At 51.6% G+C, this 11,570-nt stretch carries 12 protein-coding genes; 2 read left to right on the forward strand and 10 right to left on the reverse strand.

Going from position 1 to position 11,570, the window contains the following annotated elements:
• Positions 1–45: 45 nt before the first annotated feature.
• Positions 46–546 (reverse strand): N-acetyltransferase family protein, encoded by a 501-nt coding sequence (locus ACQY8X_RS13635; protein WP_428035687.1) that lies wholly within the window; start codon positions 544–546, stop codon positions 46–48.
• Between the two features lie 145 nt (positions 547–691).
• On the opposite strand from ACQY8X_RS13635, the gene ACQY8X_RS13640 reads away from it, so the two are divergent.
• Together ACQY8X_RS13640 and ACQY8X_RS13645 are read left to right on the forward strand one after the other, a co-directional pair.
• Positions 692–1,513: a 2OG-Fe dioxygenase family protein gene (locus ACQY8X_RS13640; protein ID WP_428035688.1), complete on the forward strand. Its 822-nt coding sequence runs from the start codon at positions 692–694 to the stop codon at positions 1,511–1,513.
• A 311-nt stretch (positions 1,514–1,824) separates the two neighbouring features.
• The gene (locus ACQY8X_RS13645; protein ID WP_428035689.1) at positions 1,825–3,150 is read left to right on the forward strand and encodes a diguanylate cyclase domain-containing protein; all 1,326 of its coding nucleotides are present in this window, start codon (positions 1,825–1,827) and stop codon (positions 3,148–3,150) included.
• Positions 3,151–3,172: 22 nt separating this feature from the next.
• Here the strand turns inward: ACQY8X_RS13645 and ACQY8X_RS13650 are convergent, their stop codons facing one another.
• The 9 genes from ACQY8X_RS13650 to ACQY8X_RS13690 form a co-directional block, all read right to left on the reverse strand.
• The gene (locus ACQY8X_RS13650; RefSeq protein WP_428035690.1) at positions 3,173–3,799 is read right to left on the reverse strand and encodes a trimeric intracellular cation channel family protein; all 627 of its coding nucleotides are present in this window, start codon (positions 3,797–3,799) and stop codon (positions 3,173–3,175) included.
• Positions 3,800–4,011: 212 nt separating this feature from the next.
• Positions 4,012–5,469, reverse strand: a complete 1,458-nt coding sequence (locus ACQY8X_RS13655; protein ID WP_428035691.1) for an NAD-dependent succinate-semialdehyde dehydrogenase — start codon at positions 5,467–5,469, stop codon at positions 4,012–4,014.
• 10 nt (positions 5,470–5,479) lie between these two features.
• Positions 5,480–5,926 carry an acyl-CoA thioesterase gene (locus tag ACQY8X_RS13660; protein ID WP_428035692.1) on the reverse strand — a complete coding sequence of 149 codons (447 nt, stop codon included), beginning with the start codon at positions 5,924–5,926 and terminating at the stop codon, positions 5,480–5,482.
• Between the two features lie 13 nt (positions 5,927–5,939).
• Entirely contained in the window at positions 5,940–7,100 is a 1,161-nt protein-coding gene (locus ACQY8X_RS13665; RefSeq protein ID WP_428035693.1) for an iron-containing alcohol dehydrogenase, read from the reverse strand.
• Positions 7,097–7,765, reverse strand: a complete 669-nt coding sequence (locus ACQY8X_RS13670) for an ATP-binding cassette domain-containing protein (protein ID WP_428035694.1) — start codon at positions 7,763–7,765, stop codon at positions 7,097–7,099. The genes ACQY8X_RS13665 and ACQY8X_RS13670 overlap by 4 nt, the downstream gene beginning before the upstream one ends.
• Positions 7,758–8,558: an ABC transporter ATP-binding protein gene (locus tag ACQY8X_RS13675; RefSeq protein WP_428035695.1), complete on the reverse strand. Its 801-nt coding sequence runs from the start codon at positions 8,556–8,558 to the stop codon at positions 7,758–7,760. The genes ACQY8X_RS13670 and ACQY8X_RS13675 overlap by 8 nt, the downstream gene beginning before the upstream one ends.
• Entirely contained in the window at positions 8,555–9,493 is a 939-nt protein-coding gene (locus ACQY8X_RS13680; RefSeq protein ID WP_428035696.1) for a branched-chain amino acid ABC transporter permease, read from the reverse strand. Before ACQY8X_RS13680 ends, ACQY8X_RS13675 begins: the two co-directional genes overlap by 4 nt.
• A 1-nt stretch (position 9,494) precedes the next feature.
• Positions 9,495–10,391, reverse strand: coding sequence for a branched-chain amino acid ABC transporter permease (locus tag ACQY8X_RS13685; protein WP_428035697.1), 897 nt, complete (start codon positions 10,389–10,391; stop codon positions 9,495–9,497).
• A gap of 77 nt (positions 10,392–10,468) precedes the next feature.
• On the reverse strand, positions 10,469–11,570 hold a 1,102-nt coding region (locus tag ACQY8X_RS13690; RefSeq protein WP_428035698.1), incomplete at its 5' end, for an ABC transporter substrate-binding protein.

Below are 11,570 nucleotides of genomic sequence, written 5' to 3' on the forward strand. Positions count from 1 at the left end.
CCAGCTCGTCATCGCCTGGCTTGATAGCCGGTTCTGAACAGGCGCTCAGAACTGACCCGCGTTTTGCTCCAGCTGTTGCGGAGCAAAGCGATAGATGGTCATCTCATCGACGCTGTAAGCCCCCAGATTCCTGTAAAAACTTATCGCGGGTTCGTTCCAGTCGAGACAGCCCCATTCCAGTCGCTGGCAACCCCGTTCCAGTGCCAGTTTAGAGAGATAGGCGAACATAATCTTACCCAACCCCTGGGACTGAAACGGCTGATCGATAAAGAAACCATCAATATAGAGCCCGGTCTGACCGGTGAACGCTGATGAGTTTTGATAGAAGTAGATAAAGCCGACCGTCGCGCCATCGTATTCGCCAAACAGCACTTCCCCTCTTTGTTCGCTGAGTAAGCGGCGAATGTCAGCTTCGGTGGCGGTGATCTTATCCAGCATCTTCTGGTAGTCACCCAGTTTTTTCATATAACTGACCACCAGTGCCGCGTCATCAAGGGTTGCCATTCTGAGCGTAAATTGGGGCTTCCGGGTTTGAATAATATCCATAGTGTTTTTCACCAATAGGCGAACCTGATTTTTAAACGTCTGTTTAAGTTGCTACAACTAGACACTGAAGGTCCGGCATGTGCCGGGCCTTTTATTTTTTGTGCTGCATTGCGCAGCTTTTTTATCCCACAGGAGTACTTATATTATGGAACTATCGCTCACACATAACCCCGCCAGGGGGGTGACTCAACCCTATAGTGCACCGCAGTCTGGTCATCCGGCAATACCCTCAGAGGGGAGGTATTGGGAGGGCCGGGTATATGAAGAGGTCAGCACGGGTAACTGGAGCAGAACCGATGTCCATAACCGGATTGATCTGCAGGGCTGGTTGCCCTATCTGCAACAGCTACCCCGGGACCCGTATGTCGATAGTCGCTGGAAGCGGATGTCCTGGTTTTATCTGAACCAGGCAGGTGAGCCGGTGGTGGTGCCGGATTGTCCAATGGCGCAGGCCGGTGCGTTTAATGATGCGGATACCATGGCGGATAAGGTGCGCCATTATGCGCCGCTGGAAGAGGCGTTTATTCAGCGCACCGATGTCTCCGGGTTTATCAAAGGCTGGGCCGGGCTCTGGGATATTCAACCCGGTGAGCCGATTCTGATGCAGATAAACGGTGTGCGGGGGAACGCCTTAACCGACCCACTGCAGGGGCAGGGGATTCATAAAGATGGCAGCCAGTTCCTCAGTGTGTTGGTGATTAACCGGGAAAATGTCAGCGGCGGAACCAGTTTATTGTCATTGGATAAACAGGGAGAGCAGGCGATTATCTCCGCTGATCTGGCGCCGGGGGAGATTCTGCATATCCGTGATGATCAGATCTACCACAGTGTCAGCGGTGTAAAACCGCTTGATGCCAGCCAGCCATTTGAACGATTTATTATCATCATTAACTGCCGTTTTAATGATCAGTTTCAAAACCGCATTCTCAGAGAATATATTCCCGGGGCGGTGTTAAATGAGTGCTAAAACACCTGGTTGAAGCGGCAGGATAGCTAACAGCGGAAAGCAAAAGGCGGACAGGTTGTGCGCCTTTTTTGTTCCGGCTGTGTTAGCCCGGTCAGCGAGCCCGGTTGGGGGAGTCTCAGCGCTGAAAGTGTTAAGTCTCCTGCATACTCCGCACCCGGTTTCAATGAGAAAAGTGATTGCCTGACCTGAGTCACAAGCCTGATCTATAACCGCTGTCTCTAACACCTGCCTGGCTGTCACTCTGTTATCAGGCGGACTAGTATGCAGAGAGAGCTGAAGTATCTAAGGCTATTTCATCTAAGGAAGCTGGCATGGATAGATACCCATTAAGAGACGATATTTTGTTGCTACTCGACGGGCAGGAAAACGCCTCGCAGGAAGAGGTCATTCAGATACTTGAACAAAAATTTAACACCATTGCCAACGCCTCACCTGCGCTATTCTGGATGTCCGACACCGGCATGGGGTGCAACTGGTTTAACCAGAAATGGCTGGAATTTTGTGGCCGAACTCTGGAGCAGGAGTTCGGTACGGGGTGGACTGAGGGGGTGCATCCGGATGACTATGATCGCTGTCTGGCGATCTATTCTGGCAGCTTTGCACGTCGCGTGGCGTTTTCTATGGAATATCGGCTGGAGCGCGCGGATGGTGAGTATCTGTGGTTTATTGATCAGGGACAGCCTCGTTATGATCACAAGGGTAATTTTATCGGTTATATCGGTTCATTGCTGGATATAACGGCGCTTAAGCAGCAGGAGCAGGCGCTGCGTCTTTCGGCAGGCGTGTTTGAACACTCCCGCGAGGGCATTATGATTACCGACCGTAAAGGCATTATCATCCAGATTAACCGGGCCTTCACCGATATTACCGGTTATGGTGATGAGGTGGTGGGTAAAACGCCTGCTGTACTTAAATCCGGACGTCACGATGCGGGCTTTTACCAGGCGCTATGGGCTGAGTTAGAACGAGAGCACTACTGGAAAGGCGAGATCTGGAATCGGCAGGCCAACGGTGAGGTCTATCCTGAGTCGTTATCGATCAGCGCCGTCTGTGATGCGGCAGGAGAGGTACAAAACTATGTCGGCCTGTTTTCAGATATCAGCGCCTGGAAACATTATGAAACGGATCTCAAACATCGCGCCAATTATGATTATTTAACCGGATTGCCAAATCGCAGTCTGCTCTATGATCGTCTGGATCAGGCCGTCATTCATACTCACCGCAGTCAGCAACCATTAATAGTTGCATCCGTTGATCTGGATAACTTCAAAGACATTAATGATCAGTATGGTCATCTGATTGGCGACAGGGTGCTGGTGCATGTCGCCAGTGTGATGAAAGGGGTGTTCCGGGACGGCGATACGATCTCTCGTCATGGCGGTGACGAGTTTATTCTGATACTGCCCGAGGCAAAACCAAAAAGCTCAATCCGGCGGATTGAGCTTCTGCTACAACATCTGGCAGAGCCTTTTTTCATTGATAGCCATCGCTTTCAGCTGACCGCCAGTATCGGGGTCACCTCCTGCCCTCAGCTTAAGGAGGTGGATGGGGAAGAGCTTATCCGGCAGTCCGATAGCGCTATGTATAAAGCAAAACAAGCCGGACGTAACCGCTATCAGATCTATGATCTCGGGTAGTGGTTATTCGCCGCAAAAGGCGTTAACACTTACGATAACTATTTGGCAGTTTAATATTAAACCGGATCGCCAGCGCCCGAAGCACAAAAGCCACCACAAAACCGCCCACCAGGTCGTAGCTGTAGGGCAGGCCGAATGAATTCAGCGTCAGATAGGTAACAGAACCTGCCATCATGGTGGTGATATACAACTCCTCATTCATCAGCGTCAGGTTGCTGCCACAGAGCAGATCCCGGGCGATACCGCCAAAGCTGCCGGTCATCACCCCCATACACACCGCAATCAGCGGGGAGGTGCCAAAATCGAGTCCGATCTTAGTGCCTACCACTGCAAACAGCGCAATGCCGATCGCATCCATCCAGATCAATGCCCGCGACAGTGATGCCAGTTTAGGCGCGATAAAGTAGGTGATAACGGAGGCCACCAGGCAGACGATGATCCAGATCGGCTCGCGAATCCAGAGTACCGGCAGATTGCCCAGCACCAGATCGCGAAGAGTGCCGCCGCCCAGCCCCGTTGCCGTGCCGATCAGCATAAAACCGAGAATATCCATCTTCTGACGGGCGGCATCCAGTGCACCTGACACAGCAAACACGGCAACGGCAGAAAGCCCCATGATGTTGACGACAGCGGTGATATCAAACGGCATCAATTTTTTCCTGGATTCATAGTGGTTATTGAAACAGGCGCTAATTATGACCAGTTTTTATTGTTTATGTAATGTTGATCTTGCTCTTCATCTCTTCGCAATATAAATACCTGATCGTAGATGTCCGCTAAACTCAAGAGGTGTCTAACGTCATAAAAAAAGCCCCTGAAAAGGGGCGAACAGGGCCGTGCAAAAATAATGAAACAATGGGGTTATCCGCTGAGACCCATACAGAGATATTTGAGTTCGATATAGTCATCTATTCCATATTTAGAACCTTCGCGGCCGATTCCCGATTCTTTGATACCGCCAAACGGCGCCACTTCTGTTGAGATGATACCTTCATTGATGCCGACCATGCCGTATTCAAGCGCTTCAGCGACCCTCCATATGCGGCTGATATCTCTGGCGTAGAAATAGGCAGCTAATCCCGATGATGTATCGTTGGCTATGGCGATAGCCTCACTTTCCGTTGTGAATGGCATAAGGGTTGCGACAGGTCCGAATATCTCTTCCTGAGCGATCGCCATGCTGTTGTTAACCCCGGTGAGAATTGTTGGTTGAAAACCATGGCTTAAACTCTGTGAACGATAGCCTCCCGTCAGCAGGGCGGCACCATTACTGAGAGCGTCAGCGATCAGTTTTTCAACTTTTTGTAACGCACGCTCTTCGATCAGGGGACCGATGTCGGTGTGTTCATCGAAGCCGTTGCCGACGACTAATGCGTCAACCGCGATTCTGAATTTCTCTGAAAACGCTTCGAAGACTGAATCCTGAACCAGAATTCGATTGGTGCAGACACAGGTTTGTCCGGCATTTCTGAATTTTGAAATAACGGCGCCGGTGACGGCGGCATCCAGGTCTGCATCATCGAATACAATAAAGGGGGCATTGCCTCCCAGTTCAAGAGAGACCTTTTTAACATTTGCAGAGCATTGTTGTGCCAGTAATTTCCCCACAGCGGTTGAACCGGTGAAGGATAGTTTACGCACCCGGCTGTCTTCACAGATCGTTTTACCGACGACGTCTGCCTTAGTCGATGTGATGACATTGAAGACCCCATCCGGAAAACCGGCTTGCTGGGCCAGTTTTGCCAGCGCTAAAGCAGACAGGGGCGTGAGTTCTGATGGTTTAATGACAACGGGACAGCCTGCTGCCAGAGCCGGGGCGACTTTACGGGTAATCATTGCCAGCGGGAAGTTCCATGGCGTAATCGCAGCGGCGACCCCGATGGGCTGTTTAACGACCAGCAAGCGCTTATCCCGACCATGCGCCGGAATGATGTCACCATAGAGCCGTTTGGCTTCCTCTGCAAACCACTCAATGAAAGACGCGCCATAGAGAACTTCGTTACGGGCTTCCGTCAGTGGTTTTCCCTGTTCCGTTGTCATAATGGTGGCCAGATCTTCCCTGGCCGTCAGAATCAGTTCGAACCAGCGCCGCAGTATTGTCGCTCTCTCTTTCGCCGCTAACTCTCTCCAGCCTGACCATGCAGTATCAGCAGCGTTAATGGCATGTGTTACCTCTTCCTGGCCTGCATCGGCGACCTCTGCCAGTAAGTTGCCATCGGCTGGATTGTATACTTTGAACGTATCGCCGTTATTAGCGTCGCACCACTGACCATTTATAAACGATTGTGTCTGCAGCAAACTATTGTTGGTGAGTTGCATATCAATATCCTCAGCTCGCTATCTGTTCAAGCACGGTGCGTAGTGCGGTGGGGAGTGCTACCGGTCTCTGACTGGCCCGGTCTACGTAGACGTGGATAAAGTGACCCTGCGCAGCCGCATCGGTTTCACCGTCTTTAAATAAACCGATTTCGTAGCACACAGAACTATTTCCCAGTTTTGATACCGCAACGCCTGCGGTAACATCTTCAGGAAAGGCGATACTGCGAAAATAGTTACATTGGGTTTTTACCACCAGTCCAATGACTTCGCTGTGATGGATATCTAATACGCCCTGGTCAATCAGGTAGCGATTCACCGCCGTATCGAAATAACTGTAGTACTGCACGTTATTGACGTGACCATAGACATCGTTATCCATCCAGCGTGTCGGAATGGTAATGAAGTGTCGGTAATCAGAACGGCTTTTGTAGGTTTTGCTATTGCTATTATCGCTCATTGTTCGCTCCTTATTACCAGGCTGCCTGATAGATAGACAACGCATCGGCTTCGGTCATAACCTTCGGATTATTGCTCAGCAGACGGGTCTGTTGAATGCCTTCGCTCGCCAGTTTAGCCAGCGCTGATCCGGGGATATCGTAATCGCGTAATCGCACCTTCATTCCGAGTGATTTATTCAACTCATCCAGCGCTGTAATAAAGGCATCGCAGCGGTCATCCGGAGAATCTATCTCAGCCAGCTCAGGGAATATCAGCACAGCCAGTTCCGAATACTGATCAACACATGCACTTTTGTTGAAGCGCATCACATGGGGTAAAACCAGGGCATTAGTCAGCCCGTGGGACAGGTGGTAGATGCCCCCCAGAGGGTAGGCCAGAGCATGAACTGCGCCGACCGATGAGTTTGCAAACGCCTGCCCCGCCAGCATTGATCCCAGAAGCATGTTAGACCGGGCTTCCAGATTGCTGCCATCAAATACCGCTGTTTTGATATGCGCTCCCAGCAGCACTAATGCATTTTTAGCCAGGGTATTGGTCAGCGGGTTGTGGTTAGGGTTAAGTGATGTATACGCTTCGATAGCGTGAACGATAGCGTCAACACCCGTGGTGGCAGTGACCATCGGTGGCAGTCCCAGAGTCAGTTCGACATCGAGCAGTGCAATATCAGGTACCAGTTTTTCTGAAAGAACGCCTTTTTTAACGCCTTCCCCCACCGTGATTACCGCAGCGGTGGTGACTTCTGATCCGGTTCCCGCCGTGGTCGGTATTTGTATCAGCGGCAGTCTCTGGCCTTTTACCAGTCCTATACCGTAAATCTCATCAAGCTTTTCTTCACCTTTTGCCAGCAGGGCGACCAGCTTGGCAACGTCCATTGAAGACCCGCCCCCCAGACCGATGACACCATCAACCTGTGCGGAGATCGCCTGATCCGTAGCTGCCAGAACAATCGATTCAGCAGGATCCGCCTGTACTTTATCGAAAACAGAGTATTCGACGCCGGCAGAGGAGAGCGCATCCAGAGCGGGCTGCAACAGCCCGGCGGAAATGATGCCCTGATCGGTTACCACAAGAACCCTTTTGCCGATAACGCGCTGGCTAATCTCGCCCAGTTCAGCAATAACACCGGCTTTGCAGATCAGTTGTTTTGGGAAATTAAAGATAAAATCGTTCATGCTACTTCTCCAGTAATGTGTTTCGGTAAAGAGACTTCTCCGCGCTCTATGATGTAAACCTGATCTACCAGATCAGCGGAGTGGCTATAGTCCGATTCGGATAACAAGACAGATAAGCCCTCATCCTTAAGCGTATTCAGGACACTGGCTAACCGTCTGGACAGGGCGGGTGCAACGCCCTCAAAGGGTTCATCTAATAACAACAGATGACTGCCGCTCATCATTGCCCGGGCGAGGGCCACAAGCTTTTGTTGCCCACCGGATAACTGCAGGGCTTTACGCTCTGAAAAAGCTTCCACCTCCGGCATCAGTTCGTATACCCAGGCGAGGCGTGCCTCGACCTCAGGAAGCTGATTAGCCCAGGCCGGAATCAGAATGTTTTCTTCCACGGTGAGAGTGGGTACCAGTTGCCGGTCTTCTGGCATATAGCCAACGTTTGCCTGAGCACGGAAGTGCGGTGCCAGGGCCGTCATATCGCGTCCATCGATGAAAATGCTGCCCGAGGTTGGCTGAAGCAGGCCCATCACCGTACGCATAAGGGTTGTTTTACCGGCACCGTTGCGACCGATCAGGCCAACCAGATGACCGGGTTTTATCGACAGATTGACCTCTCGAAGAATAGGCGTCCCGGCGATGTCGGTATTGATAGATGAGAGCTTAAGCATAAGTCACCTCACTGTTGGTGTTGCTGTTCTGATCGGTGTTTATCTCCAGATGGTGGCCTGTCACCAGCTGCTGAACTTTTTCGTCGTTCATTATCTGGTTAGTGGGGCCGTCAGCGAGGACCCGTCCATCGTAAAAAGCCATCAGGCGGGTCGAATAACGGGCGATAACTTCCATATCGTGTTCGACAAAAAGTACCGCAGCACCGGATTTCCGGACGGCCTTCATGACCGTGTCCATCAGCTCAAATTTATCGTCGATGGCCACGCCTGAGGTGGGCTCATCGAGTAGCAATACTTCAGGTTTTCCAACCATTGCCATGGCAATATCCAACAGTTTCCGCACACCCTGGGGGAGGGTGATAACTGTTTCCGCGATATATTCAGTAATGCCGTATTCTTCCAACAGTTCTGTCGCTTGTTGAATTGTCTGCTTATTGGATAGCGGCGTTAGCATCGACAGAATGCCTTTGTTGCGCATGCCATAGGCAATGAGTACGTTGTCGAGCACGGTCAATTCTGGAAATAGTTGAGCGACCTGAAAGGAACGACAGATGCCGGAATGCATCACCTTGCGTGGTGACTTACCCAGAATGCTCTTTCCCTTAAACAGGATCTCTCCGCTACTGGGTGGCAGGTAACCGGTCACCATGTTGATGAAGGTGGTTTTACCGGCACCGTTAGAACCAATCACTCCGACAATCTCTCCAGCGGTAATAGAGACATTAATATCCGCAGCGGCGGTGACCGCGCCAAAATTCCGCGCCAGTGCGCGTGTTTCAATCAGAACTGTCATGCGGATATCCTTTTAGTGATACGCTCAATCAGAGACCAGACGCCTTTGGGCAGATAGAGAATGATTGCAAGCAGGGCAATACCCAGGATCATTTGCCAGGTGTAAGGGGACAGCTGGAAAGCGAAGGTGCGCAACAGCTCAAATAGCACAGAGCCGATTACCGGACCTGCAACATGACCTGTTCCCCCCATGAGGGCGATAAAGACAAACTCCCCGGACGTCGTCCAGTAAGCCATTTCAGGGTCAATATGCCCTGCTGTGAGAGCAGTAATGGCACCTCCTAATCCCGCCATTGCCGCAGCCAGGAGGTATTTTGTGTAGATTACCCGGCGTACCGATACGCCAAGATATTCGACTCTGATCTCGTTCTCGCGGACCGCTTCACCTGCATAGCCCATCGGGGATCTGAAGTAGTTCCATATAAAGGTTGCCACAGCCACGACGCTCACCACCGCAAGGCAGTAGGCCAGTAAAGGGGTGTTTTCTTCACCGGGCATCCAGCCAAACAGCTGCGGAGGGCTTACATTGAAGCCATCAGAGGAACCAAAGGCCGAGCTTTTAACCAGAACACCGTAAAGGATCATCGAGAACGCCAGCGAGAACATAGCAAAGAAGATGTCCCGATAGCGGCACAACAGTAACCCTATAATAGCTGCGAGAGCGACACAGACCACGACGGCTACCGCCATCAGCAGCAGCGCATTCTGGGTGTGAAAGTATTCTCCGGTGACGGCCACTGCGTATGCGCCCAGGCAGTAATAAAGGCCCTGACCGAAGGAAACGAGCCCGGCACGCATCAATAAAAGCAGACCCAGCACGACCAGGCCTTTTGCCAGTGCCAGGGTGAGCATAAAGGTCAGCCATCCAGGCATTAAAGTACCTGCAGCCAGCAGCACTGAAGTGCCGCCGCACAGAAGTATGATTGATTTTTTCATGTTAGATTTTCCTCGCGGTAGCCATGGCGAAAAGTCCCTGCGGACGGAAAGCCAGCACCACGGCCATAACGCCGTAGATGACGAAAAGCTCGGCATCCGGATACAGATGAACAGAGGCAGACCGGGCCAGACCGACGATCAGAGCGCCCATCAATGCGCCGCCGACACTTCCCAGACCGCCAATCACGACGACTGCGAAGGCGAGAATGATCACCTCAACACCAATGCCGGGCATCACAGAAATACCCGGGGCGGTTAAGGCTCCGGCAAAAGCACCCAATACGGCACCGATAACGAAGGTGATGGTGAACATCCGCGTCACTTTTATGCCAAGAAAAGCGGCGGTATCACGGTCATGAATGACGGCTTGTAACAACTTCCCCTGACGGGTGCGGTTGAGCCCCCACCAGAGAAGAAAGCAGATCAGAGCGGACACAAGGATGAGGGCGATGTCGTAGTTAGCGAACGACAGCCCTGCAATCCTGGTGCGTCCTAAAAGGGTATATGGCTGGTAAGCAAAGTAGGCATCAACCCCCCAGGTTAGTTTGATGACATCTTCAAGAATAAGCAGTACGGCGTAGGTGACCAGGATCATCACCACTTCGTCGCGGCCGTACATAAATCGCAAAAGTCCGCGTTCGACGAGTAAGCCAACGATAATGCCACCCGATAATGCTGCCGCTAACAGCATCAGGTAAGCACCCCAGGGAGGGTAGCCGCCTGACAGATAGAAGCCGACTAAAGATGCACCCGCATAGGCGCCAATAGCATAGAAACTGCCATGGGCCATATTCAGAATCTTCATCACGCCGTAGATAAGAGTAAGGCCTGCGGCGATTACAAACAGCCAGGAGGCATAGATTATGCCGTCCATAAGCATCGCAATTAACAATTTCATGGGTATCGTTCCTGATGTTTCGAGTAGTTTAGGGACCTGGGCCGGTGGCCTGACGCCACCGGCGTTTAACTATTCGATCAGTCGCACTTGGCGCCCGGCATTCCAGCTTCTATCCAGGCCGTGGAGGTCATGCCCGCAGGAGGGGTAACGCAAGCGGCTGCGTAATGACGGACATCAGTGACAGCCGGTTTATTGTCTTTCATCGAGTAGCGTCCATAGACCATATCCATAGATGCCTGGTGACCTTTGCCCAGGTTCATAGAGACAGTGCCGCCCGGGCCTTCATACTCGAGATATTCAAAGGCTGAGATCACATCTTCAGTGGTCGGTGCGCGGTTCACTTTCGCAGCCGCATTTTCAGTCGCGAGCTTGAGACCCAGAATGGCTTGCATCATTTTGTAAGCGGGGTAAGTGGGTGGGCTGCCAAACTTATTGGTATAGGCTTCATTCAGCCAGCGGCTCAGCGAATTATCAGGGGCATAAATTCCGAATGGGCCACGTGCACCGATGATAGTGCCTTCAGGAATCTGATCAGCAAGACGGTGTACAGCGCTTTCACCGGTCGTCAGGAGGGCTGTCTGATCATCAAACAGACCGCGGGAGGAACCCTGCAGAATAAATGCCTCCATGTCTCCGCCCCACAGAGAGGAGTGAATCACCTCAGCGGAGTTAACCATCAACGCAGAAATTTCAGCTCCATACTGGCCAGCATAAATTTTAGGAAACTGTTGAGTGGTTACTTCGATATTGGCATTGAGTTGCTTCAGCGAACCATCAAAATCAGCCCAGGATTCATGACCGAAGGAGTAATTCTGGTTGATAGCTGAAACGCTGTGCAGCCCCTTCATGGTTTCGTTGACATATCGCGCTGCCGCAACATTATCCATGGTGGCAGTCGGGCCTGTACGGAACACATATTTATAACTATTTTCTTCAAATACCCGTGGCGTACCACAGTCGAATAAAATCGTCAGCGTCTTCAGCTGTTCTGCTGCAGCGGGTACGGCCAGGCAATCACTCGATGAAATATAGCCAATAACCGAATCAACGCCCTGACGTTCGACAAGGTTACGGTACTCTGATGTCTGTTTTGTCGCGCCGCCAGCTTCATCGACATAGATGGGTACGACATTTCGACCGTTGATCCCCTTTGTATTATAAGGTGCTGGAAGTGTTCCG

The organism is Amphritea sp. (assembly GCF_050300915.1).
Taxonomy (GTDB): Bacteria; Pseudomonadota; Gammaproteobacteria; order Pseudomonadales; family Balneatricaceae; genus Amphritea.

Bases quoted from the DNA above. Each gene is read 5' to 3' on its own strand.
- ACQY8X_RS13635 (WP_428035687.1), bottom strand. From the start codon at position 546: ATGGATATTATTCAAACCCGGAAGCCCCAATTTACGCTCAGAATGGCA.
- ACQY8X_RS13640 (WP_428035688.1), top strand. From the start codon at position 692: ATGGAACTATCGCTCACACATAACCCCGCCAGGGGGGTGACTCAACCC.
- ACQY8X_RS13645 (WP_428035689.1), top strand. From the start codon at position 1,825: ATGGATAGATACCCATTAAGAGACGATATTTTGTTGCTACTCGACGGG.
- ACQY8X_RS13650 (WP_428035690.1), bottom strand. From the start codon at position 3,799: ATGCCGTTTGATATCACCGCTGTCGTCAACATCATGGGGCTTTCTGCC.
- ACQY8X_RS13655 (WP_428035691.1), bottom strand. From the start codon at position 5,469: ATGCAACTCACCAACAATAGTTTGCTGCAGACACAATCGTTTATAAAT.
- ACQY8X_RS13660 (WP_428035692.1), bottom strand. From the start codon at position 5,926: ATGAGCGATAATAGCAATAGCAAAACCTACAAAAGCCGTTCTGATTAC.
- ACQY8X_RS13665 (WP_428035693.1), bottom strand. From the start codon at position 7,100: ATGAACGATTTTATCTTTAATTTCCCAAAACAACTGATCTGCAAAGCC.
- ACQY8X_RS13670 (WP_428035694.1), bottom strand. From the start codon at position 7,765: ATGCTTAAGCTCTCATCTATCAATACCGACATCGCCGGGACGCCTATT.
- ACQY8X_RS13675 (WP_428035695.1), bottom strand. From the start codon at position 8,558: ATGACAGTTCTGATTGAAACACGCGCACTGGCGCGGAATTTTGGCGCG.
- ACQY8X_RS13680 (WP_428035696.1), bottom strand. From the start codon at position 9,493: ATGAAAAAATCAATCATACTTCTGTGCGGCGGCACTTCAGTGCTGCTG.
- ACQY8X_RS13685 (WP_428035697.1), bottom strand. From the start codon at position 10,391: ATGAAATTGTTAATTGCGATGCTTATGGACGGCATAATCTATGCCTCC.